Annotated in this window: 32 protein-coding genes; 31 read left to right on the top strand and 1 reads right to left on the bottom strand. The window is 62.3% G+C overall.

Annotated features, from left to right (window positions below; translation table 11 throughout):
* From G579_RS0108385 to rplQ, 31 genes are all read left to right on the top strand, one after another.
* Positions 1 to 445, top strand: a 445-nt coding sequence (locus G579_RS0108385; protein ID WP_028989829.1) for an EF-Tu C-terminal domain-related protein, incomplete at its 5' end; no start/stop codon positions are given.
* Positions 446 to 448: 3 nt separating this feature from the next.
* Positions 449 to 763, top strand: a complete 315-nt coding sequence (gene rpsJ / locus G579_RS0108380; protein ID WP_456243245.1) for a 30S ribosomal protein S10 — start codon at positions 449 to 451, stop codon at positions 761 to 763.
* Between the two features lie 28 nt (positions 764 to 791).
* On the top strand, positions 792 to 1,427 hold the full coding sequence (gene rplC / locus G579_RS0108375) for a 50S ribosomal protein L3 (RefSeq protein WP_028989827.1): 636 nt from the start codon (positions 792 to 794) through the stop codon (positions 1,425 to 1,427).
* Between the two features lie 14 nt (positions 1,428 to 1,441).
* The gene (gene rplD, locus G579_RS0108370; RefSeq protein WP_028989826.1) at positions 1,442 to 2,059 is read left to right on the top strand and encodes a 50S ribosomal protein L4; all 618 of its coding nucleotides are present in this window, start codon (positions 1,442 to 1,444) and stop codon (positions 2,057 to 2,059) included.
* Positions 2,056 to 2,352, top strand: a complete 297-nt coding sequence (gene rplW / locus G579_RS0108365; RefSeq protein WP_028989825.1) for a 50S ribosomal protein L23 — start codon at positions 2,056 to 2,058, stop codon at positions 2,350 to 2,352. Before rplD ends, rplW begins: the two co-directional genes overlap by 4 nt.
* Before the next feature lie 16 nt (positions 2,353 to 2,368).
* Positions 2,369 to 3,193: a 50S ribosomal protein L2 gene (gene rplB, locus G579_RS0108360; protein ID WP_028989824.1), complete on the top strand. Its 825-nt coding sequence runs from the start codon at positions 2,369 to 2,371 to the stop codon at positions 3,191 to 3,193.
* Positions 3,194 to 3,210: 17 nt separating this feature from the next.
* Positions 3,211 to 3,486, top strand: a complete 276-nt coding sequence (gene rpsS, locus G579_RS0108355) for a 30S ribosomal protein S19 (RefSeq protein ID WP_028989823.1) — start codon at positions 3,211 to 3,213, stop codon at positions 3,484 to 3,486.
* Positions 3,487 to 3,503: 17 nt separating this feature from the next.
* Positions 3,504 to 3,836 (top strand): 50S ribosomal protein L22, encoded by a 333-nt coding sequence (rplV, locus tag G579_RS0108350; RefSeq protein WP_028989822.1) that lies wholly within the window; start codon positions 3,504 to 3,506, stop codon positions 3,834 to 3,836.
* Between the two features lie 12 nt (positions 3,837 to 3,848).
* Positions 3,849 to 4,520: a 30S ribosomal protein S3 gene (rpsC, locus tag G579_RS0108345; protein ID WP_028989821.1), complete on the top strand. Its 672-nt coding sequence runs from the start codon at positions 3,849 to 3,851 to the stop codon at positions 4,518 to 4,520.
* Between the two features lie 3 nt (positions 4,521 to 4,523).
* Entirely contained in the window at positions 4,524 to 4,940 is a 417-nt protein-coding gene (rplP, locus tag G579_RS0108340; protein ID WP_028989820.1) for a 50S ribosomal protein L16, read from the top strand.
* Positions 4,937 to 5,119 carry a 50S ribosomal protein L29 gene (gene rpmC, locus G579_RS0108335; protein ID WP_028989819.1) on the top strand — a complete coding sequence of 61 codons (183 nt, stop codon included), beginning with the start codon at positions 4,937 to 4,939 and terminating at the stop codon, positions 5,117 to 5,119. Before rplP ends, rpmC begins: the two co-directional genes overlap by 4 nt.
* A gap of 10 nt (positions 5,120 to 5,129) precedes the next feature.
* The gene (rpsQ, locus tag G579_RS0108330; protein ID WP_028989818.1) at positions 5,130 to 5,387 is read left to right on the top strand and encodes a 30S ribosomal protein S17; all 258 of its coding nucleotides are present in this window, start codon (positions 5,130 to 5,132) and stop codon (positions 5,385 to 5,387) included.
* 27 nt (positions 5,388 to 5,414) lie between these two features.
* The gene (gene rplN, locus G579_RS0108325; protein WP_028989817.1) at positions 5,415 to 5,783 is read left to right on the top strand and encodes a 50S ribosomal protein L14; all 369 of its coding nucleotides are present in this window, start codon (positions 5,415 to 5,417) and stop codon (positions 5,781 to 5,783) included.
* Between the two features lie 13 nt (positions 5,784 to 5,796).
* Positions 5,797 to 6,117, top strand: coding sequence for a 50S ribosomal protein L24 (rplX, locus tag G579_RS0108320; RefSeq protein ID WP_028989816.1), 321 nt, complete (start codon positions 5,797 to 5,799; stop codon positions 6,115 to 6,117).
* A gap of 15 nt (positions 6,118 to 6,132) precedes the next feature.
* The gene (gene rplE, locus G579_RS0108315; RefSeq protein WP_028989815.1) at positions 6,133 to 6,675 is read left to right on the top strand and encodes a 50S ribosomal protein L5; all 543 of its coding nucleotides are present in this window, start codon (positions 6,133 to 6,135) and stop codon (positions 6,673 to 6,675) included.
* Positions 6,676 to 6,687: 12 nt separating this feature from the next.
* Positions 6,688 to 6,873: a type Z 30S ribosomal protein S14 gene (locus tag G579_RS18635; RefSeq protein ID WP_081662680.1), complete on the top strand. Its 186-nt coding sequence runs from the start codon at positions 6,688 to 6,690 to the stop codon at positions 6,871 to 6,873.
* A 10-nt stretch (positions 6,874 to 6,883) separates the two neighbouring features.
* Positions 6,884 to 7,279 carry a 30S ribosomal protein S8 gene (rpsH, locus tag G579_RS0108310; RefSeq protein WP_028989814.1) on the top strand — a complete coding sequence of 132 codons (396 nt, stop codon included), beginning with the start codon at positions 6,884 to 6,886 and terminating at the stop codon, positions 7,277 to 7,279.
* A gap of 15 nt (positions 7,280 to 7,294) precedes the next feature.
* Positions 7,295 to 7,822 (top strand): 50S ribosomal protein L6, encoded by a 528-nt coding sequence (gene rplF, locus G579_RS0108305; RefSeq protein ID WP_028989813.1) that lies wholly within the window; start codon positions 7,295 to 7,297, stop codon positions 7,820 to 7,822.
* Between the two features lie 12 nt (positions 7,823 to 7,834).
* A complete protein-coding gene (rplR, locus tag G579_RS0108300) occupies positions 7,835 to 8,191 on the top strand; it encodes a 50S ribosomal protein L18 (protein ID WP_028989812.1) in 357 nt (118 codons plus the stop codon).
* Positions 8,192 to 8,201: 10 nt separating this feature from the next.
* A complete protein-coding gene (gene rpsE / locus G579_RS0108295; protein WP_028989811.1) occupies positions 8,202 to 8,711 on the top strand; it encodes a 30S ribosomal protein S5 in 510 nt (169 codons plus the stop codon).
* Positions 8,712 to 8,719: 8 nt separating this feature from the next.
* Positions 8,720 to 8,908, top strand: a complete 189-nt coding sequence (rpmD, locus tag G579_RS0108290) for a 50S ribosomal protein L30 (RefSeq protein WP_028989810.1) — start codon at positions 8,720 to 8,722, stop codon at positions 8,906 to 8,908.
* Entirely contained in the window at positions 8,908 to 9,345 is a 438-nt protein-coding gene (gene rplO, locus G579_RS0108285; RefSeq protein ID WP_028989809.1) for a 50S ribosomal protein L15, read from the top strand. Before rpmD ends, rplO begins: the two co-directional genes overlap by 1 nt.
* Entirely contained in the window at positions 9,346 to 10,689 is a 1,344-nt protein-coding gene (gene secY, locus G579_RS0108280; RefSeq protein WP_028989808.1) for a preprotein translocase subunit SecY, read from the top strand.
* 1 nt (position 10,690) lies between these two features.
* Positions 10,691 to 11,344 carry an adenylate kinase gene (locus tag G579_RS0108275; protein ID WP_028989807.1) on the top strand — a complete coding sequence of 218 codons (654 nt, stop codon included), beginning with the start codon at positions 10,691 to 10,693 and terminating at the stop codon, positions 11,342 to 11,344.
* Between the two features lie 6 nt (positions 11,345 to 11,350).
* The gene (infA, locus tag G579_RS0108270; RefSeq protein ID WP_028989806.1) at positions 11,351 to 11,569 is read left to right on the top strand and encodes a translation initiation factor IF-1; all 219 of its coding nucleotides are present in this window, start codon (positions 11,351 to 11,353) and stop codon (positions 11,567 to 11,569) included.
* 20 nt (positions 11,570 to 11,589) lie between these two features.
* A complete protein-coding gene (gene rpmJ / locus G579_RS0108265; protein ID WP_028989805.1) occupies positions 11,590 to 11,703 on the top strand; it encodes a 50S ribosomal protein L36 in 114 nt (37 codons plus the stop codon).
* Between the two features lie 66 nt (positions 11,704 to 11,769).
* Positions 11,770 to 12,126 carry a 30S ribosomal protein S13 gene (rpsM, locus tag G579_RS0108260; RefSeq protein ID WP_028989804.1) on the top strand — a complete coding sequence of 119 codons (357 nt, stop codon included), beginning with the start codon at positions 11,770 to 11,772 and terminating at the stop codon, positions 12,124 to 12,126.
* Between the two features lie 28 nt (positions 12,127 to 12,154).
* Positions 12,155 to 12,553, top strand: a complete 399-nt coding sequence (gene rpsK, locus G579_RS0108255) for a 30S ribosomal protein S11 (protein ID WP_028989803.1) — start codon at positions 12,155 to 12,157, stop codon at positions 12,551 to 12,553.
* 24 nt (positions 12,554 to 12,577) lie between these two features.
* Positions 12,578 to 13,204, top strand: coding sequence for a 30S ribosomal protein S4 (gene rpsD / locus G579_RS0108250; protein WP_028989802.1), 627 nt, complete (start codon positions 12,578 to 12,580; stop codon positions 13,202 to 13,204).
* 24 nt (positions 13,205 to 13,228) lie between these two features.
* Positions 13,229 to 14,257 carry a DNA-directed RNA polymerase subunit alpha gene (locus G579_RS16640; RefSeq protein ID WP_038018956.1) on the top strand — a complete coding sequence of 343 codons (1,029 nt, stop codon included), beginning with the start codon at positions 13,229 to 13,231 and terminating at the stop codon, positions 14,255 to 14,257.
* Positions 14,258 to 14,275: 18 nt separating this feature from the next.
* Complete coding sequence (gene rplQ / locus G579_RS0108235) at positions 14,276 to 14,665, top strand: 50S ribosomal protein L17 (RefSeq protein WP_028989800.1); 390 nt, start codon at positions 14,276 to 14,278, stop codon at positions 14,663 to 14,665.
* A gap of 65 nt (positions 14,666 to 14,730) precedes the next feature.
* On the opposite strand, the gene uvrA is transcribed toward rplQ, so the two are convergent.
* Positions 14,731 to 17,556, bottom strand: coding sequence for an excinuclease ABC subunit UvrA (uvrA, locus tag G579_RS0108230; RefSeq protein WP_028989799.1), 2,826 nt, complete (start codon positions 17,554 to 17,556; stop codon positions 14,731 to 14,733).
* Positions 17,557 to 17,628: the final 72 nt, after the last annotated feature.

Here is a 17,628-nt window from a genome sequence, read left to right as displayed (position 1 = left end):
CATCCGGCCGACCAGCAAGACCACCATCACCGGCGTGGAGATGTTCCGCAAGCTCCTGGATCAGGGGCAGGCGGGCGACAACATCGGCGCGCTGCTGCGCGGCACCAAGAAAGACGAGGTTGAGCGCGGCCAGGTGCTGGCCAAGCCCGGCTCGATCAAGCCGCACACCCGCTTTGAAGCGGAGGTGTACGTGCTGAGCAAGGAAGAGGGTGGCCGGCACACGCCGTTTTTCAATGGTTATCGGCCGCAGTTCTACTTCCGCACCACCGACGTCACCGGCGCCTGCGAGCTGCCGGAGGGCGTGGAGATGGTGATGCCCGGCGACAACGTCAAGATGCACGTGACGCTGATTGCGCCGATCGCCATGGAAGAAGGCCTGCGCTTTGCCATCCGCGAAGGCGGCCGCACCGTCGGCGCCGGCGTCGTCGCCAAAATCGTGGAGTAAGACATGGCCGTGGAAAGTTCGAAAATCCGTATTCGTTTGAAGTCTTTCGATTACCGCATCCTGGACGCTTCGGCTGCGGAAATCGTGGATACCGCCAAGCGGACCGGGGCCCGTGTGCACGGGCCCATCCCGCTGCCGACCAAGATCGAGCGCTTCACCGTGCTGCGTTCGCCGCACGTGGACAAGAAGTCCCGTGACCAGTTCGAGATCCGCACGCATAAGCGTCTGCTGGATATCCTGGAGCCCACCGACAAGACCGTCGATGCCCTGATCAAGCTGGATCTGGCTGCGGGCGTGGATGTGGAGATCAAACTCTGACGCAGCCGTCAGAGAAGAGGAATAAGAGATGAGTATTGGATTGATGGGTCGAAAACTGGGCATGACCCGCGTCCTGGGGGACGGGGGAGATGCGGTGGGCGTGACCGTGCTGGAGGTGACCCCCAACCAAATCACCCAAGTGAAGAGCGAAGCGAGCGATGGCTACACGGCTGTCCAGGTGAGCGTCGGCGAGCGCCGTCCGCAACGGGTCAGCAAGGCGATGGCTGGCCACTTCGCCAAGGCGGGGGTGCAGGCGGGTCGCTTGCTGCGGGAATTCCGCGTGGACTCCGTCGAGGGTTATGAGCAGGGCGGTTCCATCGGCCTCGACATCTTTGCCCCCGGACAGAAGGTGGATGTCACCGCCATCAGCAAAGGCAAGGGTTTCGCCGGTGCCATCAAGCGCCACAACTTCAGCAGCAACCGCGCCAGCCACGGCAACAGCTTGTCGCACCGGGCACCTGGCTCCATCGGTAACCGGCAGACGCCAGGCCGCGTGTTCAAAGGCAAGCGCATGGCCGGCCACCTGGGCGCGGAGCGTGTCACCCAGCAGAACCTGGAAGTGGTTCGTGTCGATGCGGAGCGCAATCTGATCCTGGTGAAGGGCGCCGTCCCGGGCGCGAAGGGCGGCGACGTCATGATCCGCCCGGCCGTCAAGGCTCGTTAATCGGGAGTGTCCTCATGCAAGTGAATACCGTGAATCTCGAGAATAAGCCAGCCGGCCAGATGGACTTGCCGGATACCGTGTTCGGCGCTGCCTACAATGAGCCGCTGGTGCATCAGGTGGTGGTGGCCTATATGGCTGGCGCCCGCGCCGGCACCGTGGCCCAGAAGACTCGCAGCCAGGTTCGCGGCGGCGGCAAGAAGCCGTGGCGCCAGAAAGGCACCGGCCGCGCCCGCGCGGGCACCATCCGCAGTCCCATCTGGCGCGGCGGTGGCAAGGTCTTTGCCGCTCAGCCCCGCTCCTACGAGCAGAAGGTCAACCGCAAGATGTACGCGGGTGCCATGCGCTCCATTCTGGGTGAGCTGCTTCGTCAGGACCGTCTGGTGCTGGTGGAGGATTTGGATATCCAGGAGCCCAAGACAAAGCTGGCCCGTGAACTGCTGGAACGCTTGGGCGGCGACGATGTCTTGATCGTCAGCAACAGCGTCAGCGAGAACCTGTATCTGGGCCTGCGCAACCTGCCCAAAGTGGGTTTGGTGGATGCGCCCGCCCTCAGTCCGGTGGACCTGCTGCACTTCGGTCGCGTAGTCATGACCAAAGATGCAGCTCAGAGCCTTGGGGAGCTTTTGGGATGAATCAGGAACGCACGTATTTGGTGCTGCAGGCTCCGTTGATCAGCGAAAAGGCGACCCGGGTTGCCGAGCAGCACAACCAGTTCGTCTTCAAGGTGGCGCTGGGCGCAACCAAGCTGGAAATCAAAAAGGCGGTCGAAGCGCTCTTCAACGTGAAGGTGCGCTCGGTGCAGACCATCAACTATCAGGGCAAGGCCAAGCGCTTCGGCCGTTACATGGGCCGTCGCAGCAACTGGAAAAAGGCCTACGTCTGCCTCGAGCCGGATCAGGAACTGGATCTCGGCGCCGGGCAATAAGCGGAAGGGATAAGTTATGCCTCTTGTAAAAGCAAAAGCCACATCCGCTGGACGACGCTTCGTCGTGAAGCTGGCCAACCCGGAATTGCACAAAGGCGAGCCGCACGCGCCGCTTTTGGAACGCAAGACGAAGAGTGCCGGGCGCAACAACAACGGGCGCGTGACCAGCCGTCGCCGCGGCGGCGGGCACAAGCAGCACTACCGGATCATCGATTTCAAGCGCAACAAGCTGGACATTCCAGGCGTGGTTGAGCGTTTGGAGTACGATCCCAACCGCAGCGCCCACATTGCCCTGGTGAAGTATGCCGACGGCGAGCGCCGCTACATTCTGGCCGCCAAGGGGATGAGTGCCGGCATGGAGATCATCTCCAGTGACCAGGCTCCCATCAAGGTCGGCAATTGTCTGCCGTTGCGCTATATCCCCGTCGGCGCCATGGTGCACAATGTGGAGATGCGGCCGGGCAAGGGCGCCCAGATTGCCCGTTCGGCCGGCGCCAGCGTACAGCTGATGGCGCGCGAGGGTGATTACGCCCAGATCCGCCTGCGCTCCGGCGAAGTGCGGCTGGTCAACATCAACTGCCGCGCGGTGATCGGCGAAGTCGGCAATGCCGAGCATTCGTCCCGTTCACTGGGCAAGGCGGGCGCCACCCGCTGGCGCGGCATCCGCCCCTCGGTGCGCGGCGTGGCCATGAATCCGGTCGACCATCCGCACGGCGGTGGTGAAGGGCGCACCTCCGGCGGTCGCCACCCCGTCAGCCCGTGGGGTCAGCCCACGAAGGGATATCGCACCCGGCGCAACAAGCGGACGAGCAACATGATCGTTCGCCGCCGGCACGCCTAAGCAAGTAGGAGAGACCCGTGGCTCGTTCCATTAAGAAAGGCCCTTTTGTAGATGACCACCTGATGAAGAAGGTGCTGGCGGCGGCTCAGGAAGGGAGCAAGCGTCCCATCAAGACCTGGTCGCGGCGTTCTACGATCATGCCCGAATTCATCGGCTTCACCTTCAGCGTGCACAACGGCCGGCAGCACGTGCCGGTCAGCGTCAACGAGAACATGGTTGGACACAAGCTGGGTGAATTTGTCCTGACCCGCACCTTCAAAGGCCATGCGGCGGACAAGAAGGCCAAGAAGTAATTTAAGGAGCAGAAGCAATGCAAGCATCGGCGTATCTCAGGGGATATCGGATCTCTCCGCAGAAGGCGCGGCTCGTCGCGGACCAGGTGCGCGGCATGCGTGTGGAGAAGGCTTTGGAGTTGCTGAGCTACAGCAACAAGAAGGCTGCTCTGCCGATCAAGAAGTGCCTGGAATCGGCTATCGCGAATGCGGAACACAATGAGGGCGCCGATGTGGATGCGCTTTACATCGCCAAGATCTGCGTGGACGAAGGGGCGGTGCTGAAGCGTTTCCACGCGCGGGCGAAAGGCCGGGGCACCCGGATTCTGAAGCGGACCAGCCATTTCAGCATCACCGTCGCTGAAAAGTAATCTGAGGACATCATGGGACAGAAAGTAAATCCGATCGGGATCCGCGTTGGCATCGTCAAGGACTGGACCTCCCGCTGGTACGGCAAGCACGATTTTGCCGACAAGCTGAACGAGGACCGCAAGGTCCGCGATTTCATCCAGAAGCGCCTGTCCGGTGCTTCCGTGTCCAGCATCGTCATCGAGCGCCCCGCCCGCAATGCCCGGATTACCATTCACACGGCGCGCCCCGGCATCGTGATCGGCAAGAAAGGCGAGGACATCGATCGGTTGCGCAAGGACGTCCAGGCGCGGATGGGTGTTCCGGTACACCTGAACATCGAAGAGATCCGCAAGCCCGAGCTGGATGCCAAGCTGGTGGCCGACAGCGTCGCCCAGCAGCTGGAGCGCCGCATCATGTTCCGCCGCGCCATGAAGCGCGCGGTGACCAACGCCATGCGCCTGGGCGCCTTGGGCGTGAAGATCACCTGCTCCGGTCGTCTGGGCGGTGCGGAAATCGCCCGCACCGAATGGTACCGCGAGGGCCGCGTGCCGCTGCATACGTTGCGTGCGGACATTGACTATGGAGTTTCCGAAGCCAAGACCACCTACGGGGTGATTGGCGTCAAAGTATGGATCTTCAAAGGCGAGATCCTTGACGCGGACACGGGCCGGGGTCAGGCCGGCAAAGAAAAACAGCAGGGTTAAGACATGTTACAGCCAAAGCGCACCAAATTCCGTAAACAGCACAAGGGCCGCAATCGCGGCGTTGCTACGCGCGGCAACAAAGTCAGTTTCGGCGAGTACGGGCTGAAGGCGACCACCCGCGGCCGCCTCACCGCGCGGCAGATCGAGGCCGCCCGCCGTGCGATGACCCGTCATATCAAGCGTGGCGGTCGCGTGTGGATTCGAATCTTCCCGGACAAGCCGATCTCCAAGAAGCCTGCCGAAGTCCGCATGGGCAAGGGCAAGGGCAACCCGGAGTACTGGGTGGCGCAGATCCAGCCCGGCCGGGTGCTCTATGAAATGGATGGCGTGAGCGAGGAAATTGCGCGCGAAGCCTTTGCCCTGGCGGCGGCCAAGCTGCCGGTGCTGACCACTTTTGTTGCTCGACAGGTGATGGGATGAAGGCGAACGAATTGCGGCAGAAACCCGCCGAAGAACTGAAGAGCGAGCTGATCGAGCTGTTGAACGAGCAGTTCAAGCTGCGCATGCAGCATGCCACTGCTCAGCTTGCCAACACGGCGCGACTGCGCTCTGTCCGGCGCGACATTGCTCGGGTTCGTACGATTCTTGGCGAGAAGTGAGATGACGACTATGGCGACTGAGTCCGGAAAAAGAACGGTGGCTGGCAAGGTGGTGAGCAACAAGATGGATAGAACCATCGTTGTTCTCGTCGAGCGCCAGATTCAACATCCTATTTACAAGAAGTACGTGCGGCGCTCGAACAAACTGCACGCTCACGACGAGAACAATGTTTGCCAGGAAGGCGACGAGGTCCTGATCGAGGAGTGCCGTCCCATCTCCAAGACCAAGTCTTGGCGGCTCGTCAAGGTTATCAATCAGGCCTCCTAGCTTCGGGTCTGGATAAGGAGAACGGTCATGATTCAAATGCAATCCAGGCTGGCTGTGGCTGATAACAGCGGTGCGCGCGAAGTCATGTGCATCAAGGTGCTGGGTGGCTCCCACCGCCGCTATGCCGGCATCGGGGACATCATCAAAGTCAGCATCAAGGATGCGGCCCCGCGGGGCAAGGTGAAGAAGGGTGACGTCTACAACGCCGTGGTGGTGCGCACCCGCAAGGGCGTGCGCCGCGAGGACGGATCGGTGATCCGCTTCGACGGCAATGCCGCGGTGCTGCTGAACAACCAGCTGCAGCCGATCGGCACCCGCATCTTCGGCCCGGTGACGCGCGAACTGCGCACCGGCAATTTCATGAAGATCATTTCCTTGGCCCCGGAAGTATTGTAAAGGCGGGTTGGTTATGCAAAAGATTCGCAAGGGAGACGATGTCATCGTCCTCACAGGAAAAGACAAGGGCAAGCGGGGTACCGTGCTGCGCGTCCTGCCCGACAGCGGGCGCGTCTTCGTGGAAAACGTCAACATGGTGAAGCGCCACACCCGCCCCAATCCGCAGCGGGGCATCGCGGGCGGCATCGTGGAGAAGGAGGCTTCCATCGACGTGTCCAATGTGGCGCTCTACAACCCCGTCACTGGCAAGGCGGACCGCGTCGGTTTCCGGAATCTCGAGGACGGCCGCAAGGTGCGGGTTTTCAAGTCCAACGGCGAGATCGTCGATATTTGATAGTGGGATTTAACCATGCAAGCACGTTTGCAAGAGTATTACCTGAACACGGTGGTGCCTGCCCTGCAGAAGGAGTTCGGCTACAAGAACGTCATGCAGGTGCCCCGCCTGGAGAAAATCACCCTGAACATGGGGGTGGGCGAGGCGCTGGGCGACAAGAAGGTTCTGGATGCCGCCGTCAACGACATGCGCGCGATCGCCGGTCAGCAGCCCGTGATCACCAAGGCGCGCAAGTCCGTCGCCGCGTTCAAGATCCGGGAAGGCTACCCCATCGGCTGCAAGGTGACCTTGCGTCGTGCCAGGATGTATGAATTTCTGGACAGATTGGTTAATATTGCCATCCCCCGGATCCGGGACTTCCGCGGCCTGTCGCCCAAGTCCTTTGACGGTCGTGGGAATTTCAGCTTCGGTGTGAAGGAGCAGATCATCTTCACCGAAATTGATTACGACAAGATCGATCAGTTGCGCGGCATGGACATCATCGTAACCACGACCGCCAAAACGGACGAGGAAGGCATTGCCTTGCTGAAGGCGTTCAAGATGCCTTTCCGGGCTTAATGGGAGACTGAAGTGGCAAAAAAATCGTTGATCGCCAAGGCGAATCGCCCCCAGAAGTTTGCTGTCCGGGCCTATACCCGCTGCCGCGAGTGCGGGCGCTCGCATGCCGTCTATCGTAAGTTTGGCCTTTGCCGCCTGTGTCTGCGTAAGCACGCCATGTTCGGGGAGATCCCCGGCATGGTCAAGGCTAGCTGGTAGGAGAGATTAAATGAGCATGACCGATCCCATCGCGGATATGTTGACCCGTATTCGCAATGCGCAACGCGCAGAGAAAGCCTCGGTGCAGATGCCCACTTCCAAACAGAAGGTGGCGATTGCCAAGGTGTTGCTGGAAGAAGGCTACATCGCCGGCTACGAGGTTGCCAACATCGATGGTCACGACCGCCTGGTGATCTCTCTCAAGTACTATGCCGGCCGCCCGGTGATCGAGGAGATTTCCCGCGTCAGCCGTCCGGGCCTGCGCATTTACCGGGGCGTGGATGAGCTGCCCAAGGTCAAGGCCGGCTATGGCATTGCCATCGTTTCCACTTCCAAGGGGGTCATGACGGATCGCGCCGCGCGGGCAGCCGGTGTCGGCGGCGAAGTTCTGGCCTTCGTATCTTAATGAATAGGTGATCTGATGTCTCGGGTAGCGAAAAAACCGGTAATACTGCCCAAGGGCGTGCAGGTTTCCGTGGACGGAAACCGCATCTCGGTAAAGGGTGGCAAGGGCGCCATCGAATCCCCTCTGCATCCCCAGGTAAAGGTGCAGGTTGCTGACAGTCAGGTGATGATCGAGCCGGCGGCGGAATCGGCGGATGCCATGGCTGGGACCACCCGCGCTCTGTTGCAGAACATGGTCACCGGTGTTTCCGAAGGATTCGAAAAGAAGCTGGAGATCGTCGGCGTGGGTTACCGTGCCCAGGCCAAGGGCAAGGTGCTCAGCCTGACTCTGGGTTTTTCGCACCCGGTGGAGCATCCGGTCCCCGAAGGTATTACCGTCGAGACCCCGACGCAGACCGAAATTCTGGTCAAGGGCATCGATAAGCAGAAGGTGGGCCAGGTGGCGGCTGACATTCGCTCCTACCGCCCGCCGGAGCCCTACAAGGGCAAGGGCGTGCGCTATGCCGGTGAACACATCATTCGCAAAGAAGCGAAGAAGAAGTAGTAGGGGACTGAGATGAAAGACAAGAAAGCTGCCAGGCTGCGGCGCGCGCTGCGTACCCGTGCCAAGATCAAGTCGCTGAAACAGCCGCGACTGTGCGTGTTTCGCTCCAGCCAGCACATCTATGCGCAGATCATTGATGATGCGCAGGGTCGCGTCCTGGTGCAGGCTTCCAGCCTGGAAGCGGACATGCGCAGCAAGCTGGCAAGTGGCGGCAACTGCGAGGCCGCCAGTCAGGTGGGCCAGCGCTTGGCCGAGAAAGCGGTTGCCGCCGGTCTGGAAACCGTGGCGTTCGACCGCAGCGGCTTCAAGTATCACGGACGGGTGAAGGCCTTGGCAGATGCGGCCCGTGCCCACGGCCTGAAATTCTAAGGAGTGACTGATGGCTAGGGAAGAAAGAGATACGGGGCGCACGGACGAGCTTCAGGAGAAGCTCATCGGCGTCAATCGCGTGGCCAAGGTGGTCAAGGGTGGCCGACAATTCGGCTTTGCGGCCCTGACCGTGGTCGGCAACGGCGACGGCATGGTCGGTTTCGGCCGCGGCAAGGCCAAGGAAGTGCCCATCGGCATCCAGAAGGCCATGGACGCCGCCCGCAAGAGCATGATCAAGGTGCCCCTGAAGAACGGCACCATTCACTACCCGGTGGTGGGCGAGCACGGGGCTGCCAAGGTCATCATGCGCCCGGCCTCCGAAGGTACCGGCATCATCGCCGGCGGCGCCATGCGCGCCGTGCTGGAGGTGCTGGGCGTGCGCAACATCCTGGCCAAGTCCTTGGGCTCCAACAACCCGATCAATATCGTGCGGGCTACCTTCAAGGCGCTGGAAGCCCTGTCCAGCCCGCAGGAAATTGCGGCCAAGCGCGGCAAGTCCGTTTCTGACATTCGGGGATAGGAGGTACCGTGGCCAATTCCAACAAGCTCAAAATCACGCTGGTGCGCAGCCCCATCGCCACGCCCAAGCAGCACCGCCAGACTCTGCGCGGGCTCGGCTTGCGGCGTATGCACCATAGCGTCGAGTTGCCGAACACCCCGGAAATTCGCGGGATGGTGACCAAGATCAATTACATGCTGAAGTGCGAGGAACTGTGATGCGTCTGAACAGCATTCGGCCGGCAGAGGGCAGCAAAAGCTCACGTAAGCGGGTTGGCCGCGGCATCGGCAGCGGCCTGGGCAAGACTGCCGGCCGCGGACACAAGGGCCAGCATGCCCGCGCCGGCGGCTACACCAAAGTGGGATTTGAGGGCGGCCAGATGCCGCTGCAGCGCCGCATCCCCAAGCGCGGTTTTCGCAGTCTGCATGCCGGCACCAAAGCCGAAATTACCCTGGGCATGCTGGCCAGCGCGGCCGTGAACGGCCTGGTGGATGTGGACATCTTGCGCGCCCGGCGCCTGATCCGCGGCGAGCCGCGCACCATCAAGGTGATCGCGACCGGCAAGGTGGAGTCCCCCATCATCGTGCGCGGCCTGCAGGTCAGCGCTGGTGCCCGGGCTGCCATTGAGGCCGCGGGCGGCAAGGTCGAAGCGTAAATGGCTGGACTCGGTACCGGTGGCAATGCCCTCGGCGGCCTAGGGCAGATCGGCCGCACGGGGGAACTCAAGCAGCGCATCCTGTTTCTTCTGGGTGCGCTAATTGTTTATCGGATAGGCGCACACATTCCGGTGCCCGGGATCGACCCGGCTGCGCTGGCGGTGTTCTTCGCGCAGCAGCGCGGCACCATTCTGGGCATGTTCGACATGTTCTCGGGCGGTGCCCTGTCCCGCTTGACGGTTTTCGCCCTGGGCATCATGCCCTACATCAGCGCGTCCATCATCATGCAGTTGCTCGGCCTGGTATCGCCGACCATCGAGCAGCTCAAGAAAGAAGGTGAAGCAGGGCGGCGCAAGATCACCGAGTATACCCGTTACGGTACGGTGGTGCTGGCCGCCTTCCAGGGGTTGGGCATTGCCATTGCCCTGGAGGGCATGCGCGCCAACAACCTGCCGGTGGTGATCGATCCGGGTTGGGGCTTTCGCTTCATGACCGTGATCACCCTGGTGGCGGGCACCACGTTCCTGATGTGGCTCGGCGAGCAAATTACGGAGCGTGGGATTGGCAACGGCATCTCCATGATCATCTTTGCCGGTATCGTGGCCGGTTTGCCTCATGCCATTGGTGGTACGTTGGAGTTGGTCCGCACTGGCGAGTTCCAGCCCTTGTTCGTGATGGCGCTCTTCGTGGTGGCCATCCTGGTGACGGCCTTCGTGGTCTTCATGGAGCGGGCCCAGCGTCGGATTCCGGTGCAGTACGCCAAGCGGCAGGTCGGTAGGCGCATCTACGGGGCGCAGAGCACCCACTTGCCGTTGAAGGTGAACATGGCTGGCGTGATTCCGCCCATCTTCGCCTCGAGCATCATTCTCTTTCCGGCGACTCTGGCCGGCTGGTTCGGCAATCTGGATGGCATGGGCTGGCTGCAGAAGCTCGGCCAGTCACTGGCGCCGGGACAGGTGCTGTATGTGATGCTCTATGCCGCCGCCATTTTGTTCTTCGCCTTCTTCTACACGGCACTGGTGTTCAATCCGCGGGAAACGGCGGAGAATCTGAAGAAGTCGGGCGCTTTCGTGCCGGGTATTCGCCCTGGCGAGCAAACGGCGCGCTATGTCGACAAGATCATGACCAGGCTGACGTTGGTGGGTGCACTGTATGTCACCCTCGTGTGCCTGCTGCCCGAGTTCCTGATCGTGGAGTTCAATGTCCCGTTCTACTTCGGCGGCACCAGCCTGCTGATCGTGGTGGTGGTGACGATGGATACGGTGGCGCAGATCCAGAGCCATCTGCTCACCCACCAGTACGAGGGACTGATCAAGAAGTCGAGCCTCGGCGGGGGCCGCTGACATGGCGCTCAACATTGTTCTGCTGGGCCCGCCTGGAGTGGGCAAGGGAACCCAGGCCAAGCGGCTGAGCCAGGTGCTGGGCATCCCGCAGATTTCGACCGGGGACATGCTCCGCGCCGCAGTGGCGCAAGGCACGCCTTTGGGCCAGAAGGCCAGGGCGCAGATGGAGAGCGGCGGCCTGGTGAGCGATGACGTGGTCATCGGGCTCATTCGAGAGCGCTTGCAGGCTCCGGATGCCCAGACCGGGTTTCTGTTGGACGGTTTTCCGCGCACGCGTGCCCAGGCCGAGGCCTTGGACGAGATGCTCGCCGGGATGGGCAAGCGCCTCGATGCCGTTTTGCATCTGACGCTGGAGGACGAGGAAATCGTCCGTCGTCTGAGCGGGCGGCGCTTGTGTCCGAGTTGCGGTGCCATTTTCCACGGGGTCTACAATCCGCCGAAGGCGGAGGGGATCTGCGATCATTGCGGCGGCGAACTCGTGCAGCGTGCGGACGACCAGCCGGAGGTCATCCGCGAACGCTTGCGCGTCTACGCCGAGCAAACGGAGCCGCTGGTCGACTACTATCGTCAACTGCCCGGCTATCGCCGGATATCGGCGGAGGGCCGCCCGGAGCAGGTGGAAGCTCTCTTGCTGCGTGCCTTGAAAAGGGATTAAAGGGATATGGCCAAAGAAGATACCTTGGAAATGCAGGGCGAGGTCATTGAGAACCTGCCGAATGCAACCTTCCGGGTGAAACTGGAAAATGGACATATTGTCACAGCCCATATCTCGGGCAAAATGCGCATGCACTACATCCGCATTCTGCCGGGCGACAAAGTTACCGTGGAAATGACGCCCTACGACCTCACCCGAGGTCGAATCACCTACCGGGCGAAGTAACAATCTGAAGAGAGGAAGCTATGAAAGTTCGCGCGTCCATCAAAAAGCTGTGCCGTAATTGCAAGATCATCAAGCGCGAGGGCGTGGTGCGTGTCATCTGCACCGATCCCCGTCACAAGCAGCGCCAGGGTTGATTTTGCTGAGTAGAAGTTATATTCTTGGCGGTTTCCGTTAAGGACCTCTTTTGGGAGAAGCATTAGATGGCCCGGATTGCTGGCGTCAACATTCCGAACAACAAGCAGGCCGAGATCGGTCTGACCTACATTTACGGCATCGGCCGCACCACCGCGCAGAAGATCCTGGATACTGCCCAGGTGCATCGCAGTGCCAAGGTCAAGGACCTGACCGAGGCTGAAGTCGAGCGCATTCGTGCCGAGGTGGCCAAGCTCACCGTCGAAGGCGACCTGCGGCGGGAGGTGTCGATGAACATCAAGCGCCTGATGGATCTGGGCTCTTACCGTGGCCTGCGCCATCGCCGCGGCCTGCCCGTGCGCGGCCAGCGCACCAAGACCAATGCCCGCACCCGCAAGGGGCCGGCCAAACCGATCAGCCGTTAACCAAATCATCCGTTGAGGAATCGTTTTCATGGCCAAAGCACAACAGGCATCCGCCCGCGTCCGTAAGCGGGTCAAGAAGAACGTGGCGGATGGGGTCGCCCATATCTATGCCTCCTTCAACAACACCATCGTGACCATCAGCGATCGCCAAGGCAACGTGCTTGCTTGGGCGACGGCGGGTGGTTCGGGTTTCCGCGGCTCGCGCAAGAGCACGCCTTTCGCTGCCCAGGTGGCGGCCGAGGCGGCGGGGCGGAAGGCGCAGGAGTTTGGCGTCAAGAACCTGGACGTGGAGGTCAAGGGCCCCGGCCCGGGCCGCGAGAGCGCCGTGCGTGCACTGAACACCGCGGGTTTCAAGGTCAACAGCATCCGTGACGTGACGCCGATCCCGCATAATGGATGCCGCCCGCCCAAAAAGCGGCGGGTATAAGAATTTTTCTTTTGGAGGTTATGCGTGGCTAAGTACACTGATGCCAAGTGCCGTCTGTGCCGTCGGGAAGGTGGCAAGCTCTTCCTGAAGGGCGACAAGTGCTTCTCGGACAAGTGCCCTGTTGAAAAGCGCAGCTATGCGCCCGGCCAGCATGGCCAGCGCCGCGGCCGCACCTCGGACTACGGCGTGCAATTGCGCGAAAAGCAAAAGGTCCGCCGTATCTACGGTGTGCTGGAGGGCCAGTTCCGCCGCTATTACGAGCAGGCCGACCGCTCCAAGGGCGTCACCGGCGAGATCCTGCTCCAGTTACTGGAGCGGCGCTTGGATAATATCGTTTATCGCATGGGCTTTGGCGCATCCCGCGCCGAGGCGCGTCAGGTGGTGCGCCACAACCAGGTCATGGTGAATGGTCGCCGGGTGAACATTCCCTCCTACCAGGTGAAGGCCGGCGACGTGGTGGAGATCGCCGAGAAGGCCAAGGAGCAGCTGCGCATCAAGGCGGCTCTGGAAGCGACCGAAGGTCGGGGTTTCCCGGAATGGATCGACGTTGACAGCAAGGCGCTGCGCGGCACGGTGAAGACTCTGCCGGTGCGCACGGATCTGCCGGCTGAAATTAACGAACACCTTATCGTGGAGCTGTATTCCAAGTAATCGGCTTCCGGCTGGAGAAAGCTCATGTCTGTTACTGCAGAATTACTGAAGCCGCGCAGCATCGAAGTGGAGAAGGTGTCGCCGTTTCGCGCACGCATCGCGCTGGAGCCCTTGGAGCGTGGCTATGGACATACCCTCGGCAATGCGCTGCGTCGGGTCCTGCTGTCGTCGCTGAGCGGGTCCGCCATTACCCAGGTGGAAATCGACGGCGTCCTGCACGAGTATTCGACCGTGGAGGGCGTGCAGGAAGACGTCGTCGACATCCTGCTCAACCTGAAGGGCGTGGCCATCCGCAGCGGCGGCCGCAGCGAGTCCGTGCTGGTGCTCAAGAAGCGCGGGCCCGGCACGGTGACGGCTGCCGACATCGCGGCCGAACACGGCATCGAGGTGGCCAATCCCGAGCACGTGATCGCCAACTTGACCAAGGACGTGGAACTCACCATGCGCCTGAAGATCGGCTACGGTCGCGGCTATCAGCCGGCGGTGGCGCGGGCCTTGGCGGGCGGCGAGCGCCCGATCGGCGTGATCAACATCGATGCCAACTTCAGCCCGATCCTGCGCGTGACCTATGCGGTGGAAAGTGCCCGCGTGGAGCAGCGCACCGATCTGGATCGCCTGGTCCTGGACATCGAGACCAATGGCGTGATCGATCCCGAAGCCGCCCTGCAACAGGCTGCCCACATTCTGCAGGACCAGCTGTCGGTGTTCGTGGCCATGCAGGGTGAAATCTCGGCCCCGGCTGCGGCGGCCCAGGCTGCCGGCATGGACCCGATCCTGCTGCGCTCCGTGGACGATCTGGAGTTGACGGTGCGCTCGGCCAACTGTCTCAAGGCCGAGGACATTTATTACATTGGTGATCTGGTCCAGAAAACCGAGCATGAGTTGTTGAAGACCCCCAATCTGGGCAAGAAGTCTTTGACGGAAATCAAGGACGTTCTGGCGAGCCACGGCCTCTCCCTGGGGATGCGCCTGGAAAACTGGCCGCCGCAGGAACTGAAGGATCGTCCGAAGCCCGCCCTGAACTACGAGGCTGAATCGGCTTCGGGCCAATAAGTACTAGAGGAATCCCGTATGCGTCATCGTAAAAGCGGTCGCCAACTCAATCGCAACAGCAGCCATCGTAAGGCGATGTTTTCCAACATGATCACCTCCCTGTTCCGGCATGAGGTGATCCAGACCACCCTGCCCAAGGCCAAAGAGCTGCGGCGCTTTGCCGAGCCGCTGATCACCTTGGCAAAGAACCCCACCGTGGCCAACCGTCGGCTGGCCTTCGCTCGCCTGCGCGACCGGGAGATGGTGGTGAAGTTGTTCGACGAGCTCGGCCCACGCTTCCAGAGCCGTCCGGGTGGTTACACCCGCATCATCCACAACGGCTTCCGGGCCGGCGACCGGGCCCCGATGGCCATCGTGGAGCTGGTGGAGCGCGCACCCGCAGCCAAGGCGCCGGAGACGGTCGAGTAAATTGGGCATGAGGACAAGAAAAGCCGGGCAGCTGCCCGGCTTTTTTTATCGCCGCCGCTTGCCGACTAGGAGGCGCGGTCCTTGTCCAGCAGGGGTTTGAGATAGCGGCCGGTGTGTGACTCGGGGTGGGCGGCAATCGCCTCCGGAGTGCCGACGGCGATGATCTGGCCGCCGCGGCTGCCGCCCTCCGGGCCCAGATCGATGATCCAGTCCGCTGTCTTGATCACGTCCAGGTTGTGCTCGATGATGACCAGGGTGTTGCCGGCCTGCTTCAGGCTATGCAGCACTCGCAGCAGCAGGGCAATGTCGTGGAAATGCAGACCAGTGGTGGGCTCGTCCAGGATGTAGAGGGTCCGGCCGGTATCGCGCCGCGACAGTTCGCGCGACAGCTTGACTCGTTGCGCCTCGCCGCCCGAGAGAGTGGTGGCGCTCTGGCCGAGTTCGATGTAGCCGAGGCCGACGTCGATGAGGGTCTGCAGGCGCTTGGCCACGGCGGGAACCGGGTCGAAGAACTGGCGGGCATCTTCCACGGTCATGGACAGCACCTCGTGGATGTTCTTGCCCTTGTACAGGATTTCCAGGGTCTCGCGGTTGTAGCGCCTGCCTTCGCAGACGTCGCAGGGGACGTAGATGTCCGGCAGGAAGTGCATTTCCACCTTGATCACGCCGTCGCCTTGGCAGGCCTCGCAACGGCCGCCCTTGACGTTGAAGCTGAAGCGCCCCGGCCCGTAGCCGCGCGCTCGCGCCTCGGCGGTGCCGGCGAAAAGTTCGCGGATGGGGGTGAACAGACCCGTGTAGGTGGCCGGGTTGCTGCGCGGCGTGCGGCCGATGGGGGACTGGTCGATGTCGATGACCTTGTCGAAGTGCTCCAGCCCTTCGATCTCCCCGAAGGGCGACGGCATGGCCTTGACGCCGCTCAGGCGCCGGGCGGCGGCCAGGAAGAGGGTGTCGTTGATCAGAGTGGATTTCCCTGAACCGCTGACCCCGGTCACGCAAGTCAGCAGCCCCACCGGAATGTCCACGTCCACCGATTGGAGATTGTGGCCGGTGGCGCCGCGAATGCGGATCCGCCGCGCGGGATCGGGGGCTGTCCGCTGGTGCGGTACGGCGATTTCCAGTTGGCCGGACAGGTACTTGCCGGTCAGGGAGTCGGCGCTGGCGCGTATCTCTTCCGGCGTGCCCTCGGCGACGACCGCACCGCCGTGCACGCCCGCTCCCGGCCCCATGTCGACGATGTAGTCGGCCGCGCGAATGGCCTCCTCGTCATGCTCCACCACGATGACGGTGTTGCCGAGGTCGCGCAGGCGCTTGAGCGTGGCCAGCAGGCGGTCGTTGTCGCGCTGATGCAGGCCGATGGACGGCTCGTCGAGCACGTACATGACGCCGACCAGCCCCGCGCCGATCTGGGAGGCGAGCCGGATGCGTTGCGCCTCGCCGCCGGACAGGGTGTCGGCGGCGCGGTCCAGGCTGAGGTAGTCCAAGCCGACATTGACCAGAAACTGGAGCCGTTCGCGTACTTCCTTCAAGATGCGCTCGGCGATCACAGCCCGCTGGCCGTGCAGTTCGAGATGCTCGAAGAAGCGGCCGGCATCGCTGATGGCCAGGTGGGTGGTTTCATGGATGGCTTGGCCGCCAACCAGCACCTGCCGTGCCTCGCGGCGCAGGCGGGAGCCGTGGCATTCGGGGCAGGGGCGATTATTCATGAAGCGCGCCAGTTCCTCGCGCAGGAAGCTCGACTCCGTTTCCCGATAACGGCGTTCCAGGTTGGGAATGACGCCTTCGAAGGCATGGCGACGGACATGGTGGCCGTAGCGGAAGGCGATCTGTTCCTTGCCGGAGCCGTACAGGATGACTTGGCGCGCGGATTCGGGCAGCTTGCGCCAAGGCGTGCCCAGGTCGAAGCGGTAGTGGGCGGCGAGGGACTCCAGCATCTGGTGATAGCTTTCGCTGAAGCGGCGCTCCCACGGCCGGATGGCCCCTTCGCCCAAGGTCAGGTCCGGGTTGGGCACCACCAGGTCCGGATCGAAGAAGGTCAGCTGCCCCAAGCCATCGCAACGCGGACAGGCGCCAGCCGGGTTGTTGAAGGAGAACATGCGCGGTTCCAGCGGCGGGAAAGACAGGCCGCAGCTCGGACAGGCGTATTTCTCGGAAAACAGCAGCTCCTGTTCCGCGCCGCCGCCATCAGCCAGCACGCTGACGATGGCTTGGCCTTCCGCCAGCTGCAGGGCCGTTTCGAAGGACTCGGCCAAGCGGCTGGCGGCATCGGGACGGATCTTCAGGCGGTCGACGATCACTTCCACCCGATGGCTGCGTTTCTTGTCGAGGGGCGGGACCTGTTCCAGGTCGACTACCTGGCCATCAATGCGGGCGCGCACGAAGCCTTGGCTGCGCAGCTGCTTGATGACCTGCTCGTGCTCGCCCTTGCGGTCCTGAACGACCGGCGCCAAAATCAGCACGCGGCGCTCCGCCGGCAAGGCGAGCACCTGGTCCACCATCTGGCTCACGGTCTGGGCCTGGATGGGGCGGCCGCAACAGTGGGGTTCGCCGATGCGGGCGTAGAGGAGACGCAGATAGTCGTAGATCTCGGTGATGGTGCCGACGGTGGAGCGCGGGTTGTGGGAAGTGGACTTTTGCTCGATGGAGATGGCCGGGCTCAGTCCCTCGATGCTGTCCACGTCGGGCTTGCCCATGAGGGCCAGGAACTGGCGTGCGTAGGCGGACAGGCTTTCGACATAGCGGCGCTGGCCCTCGGCGTAGAGGGTATCGAAAGCGAGCGAGGACTTGCCGGAGCCTGACAGGCCGGTGATGACGATCAGGCGGTCGCGGGGCAGGTCCAGGTGGACGTTCTTCAGGTTGTGCGTACGTGCCCCGCGGATCTTGATGCTTTCCATACGTGCTCCAAATATTAATGTGTTATTATATAACCTGCGTAACAGCAGGCATAGCGGCGCTTTGGGGTGCTG

This window comes from Thermithiobacillus tepidarius DSM 3134, from assembly GCF_000423825.1.
GTDB lineage: Bacteria > Pseudomonadota > Gammaproteobacteria > Acidithiobacillales > Thermithiobacillaceae > Thermithiobacillus > Thermithiobacillus tepidarius.
Note: the sequence above shows the minus strand (reverse complement) of the source record. Positions and strands in the feature narration are given on the sequence as shown.

Excerpts from the sequence above, each read along its gene's own strand:
- rpsK (WP_028989803.1), top strand. The coding sequence starts at position 12,155 with ATGGCCAAAGCACAACAGGCATCCGCCCGCGTCCGTAAGCGGGTCAAG.
- rpsM (WP_028989804.1), top strand. The coding sequence starts at position 11,770 with ATGGCCCGGATTGCTGGCGTCAACATTCCGAACAACAAGCAGGCCGAG.
- rplX (WP_028989816.1), top strand. The coding sequence starts at position 5,797 with ATGCAAAAGATTCGCAAGGGAGACGATGTCATCGTCCTCACAGGAAAA.
- rpmJ (WP_028989805.1), top strand. The coding sequence starts at position 11,590 with ATGAAAGTTCGCGCGTCCATCAAAAAGCTGTGCCGTAATTGCAAGATC.
- rplC (WP_028989827.1), top strand. The coding sequence starts at position 792 with ATGAGTATTGGATTGATGGGTCGAAAACTGGGCATGACCCGCGTCCTG.
- rplR (WP_028989812.1), top strand. The coding sequence starts at position 7,835 with ATGAAAGACAAGAAAGCTGCCAGGCTGCGGCGCGCGCTGCGTACCCGT.
- rpsC (WP_028989821.1), top strand. The coding sequence starts at position 3,849 with ATGGGACAGAAAGTAAATCCGATCGGGATCCGCGTTGGCATCGTCAAG.
- rplB (WP_028989824.1), top strand. The coding sequence starts at position 2,369 with ATGCCTCTTGTAAAAGCAAAAGCCACATCCGCTGGACGACGCTTCGTC.
- infA (WP_028989806.1), top strand. The coding sequence starts at position 11,351 with ATGGCCAAAGAAGATACCTTGGAAATGCAGGGCGAGGTCATTGAGAAC.
- rplP (WP_028989820.1), top strand. The coding sequence starts at position 4,524 with ATGTTACAGCCAAAGCGCACCAAATTCCGTAAACAGCACAAGGGCCGC.
- rplD (WP_028989826.1), top strand. The coding sequence starts at position 1,442 with ATGCAAGTGAATACCGTGAATCTCGAGAATAAGCCAGCCGGCCAGATG.
- rplV (WP_028989822.1), top strand. The coding sequence starts at position 3,504 with ATGCAAGCATCGGCGTATCTCAGGGGATATCGGATCTCTCCGCAGAAG.
- G579_RS0108275 (WP_028989807.1), top strand. The coding sequence starts at position 10,691 with ATGGCGCTCAACATTGTTCTGCTGGGCCCGCCTGGAGTGGGCAAGGGA.
- uvrA (WP_028989799.1), bottom strand. The coding sequence starts at position 17,556 with ATGGAAAGCATCAAGATCCGCGGGGCACGTACGCACAACCTGAAGAAC.
- rplN (WP_028989817.1), top strand. The coding sequence starts at position 5,415 with ATGATTCAAATGCAATCCAGGCTGGCTGTGGCTGATAACAGCGGTGCG.
- rpsH (WP_028989814.1), top strand. The coding sequence starts at position 6,884 with ATGAGCATGACCGATCCCATCGCGGATATGTTGACCCGTATTCGCAAT.
- G579_RS16640 (WP_038018956.1), top strand. The coding sequence starts at position 13,229 with ATGTCTGTTACTGCAGAATTACTGAAGCCGCGCAGCATCGAAGTGGAG.
- rplQ (WP_028989800.1), top strand. The coding sequence starts at position 14,276 with ATGCGTCATCGTAAAAGCGGTCGCCAACTCAATCGCAACAGCAGCCAT.
- rpsE (WP_028989811.1), top strand. The coding sequence starts at position 8,202 with ATGGCTAGGGAAGAAAGAGATACGGGGCGCACGGACGAGCTTCAGGAG.
- secY (WP_028989808.1), top strand. The coding sequence starts at position 9,346 with ATGGCTGGACTCGGTACCGGTGGCAATGCCCTCGGCGGCCTAGGGCAG.
- rplF (WP_028989813.1), top strand. The coding sequence starts at position 7,295 with ATGTCTCGGGTAGCGAAAAAACCGGTAATACTGCCCAAGGGCGTGCAG.
- rplW (WP_028989825.1), top strand. The coding sequence starts at position 2,056 with ATGAATCAGGAACGCACGTATTTGGTGCTGCAGGCTCCGTTGATCAGC.
- rplE (WP_028989815.1), top strand. The coding sequence starts at position 6,133 with ATGCAAGCACGTTTGCAAGAGTATTACCTGAACACGGTGGTGCCTGCC.
- rpmC (WP_028989819.1), top strand. The coding sequence starts at position 4,937 with ATGAAGGCGAACGAATTGCGGCAGAAACCCGCCGAAGAACTGAAGAGC.
- rpsJ (WP_456243245.1), top strand. The coding sequence starts at position 449 with ATGGCCGTGGAAAGTTCGAAAATCCGTATTCGTTTGAAGTCTTTCGAT.
- rpsQ (WP_028989818.1), top strand. The coding sequence starts at position 5,130 with ATGGCGACTGAGTCCGGAAAAAGAACGGTGGCTGGCAAGGTGGTGAGC.
- rplO (WP_028989809.1), top strand. The coding sequence starts at position 8,908 with ATGCGTCTGAACAGCATTCGGCCGGCAGAGGGCAGCAAAAGCTCACGT.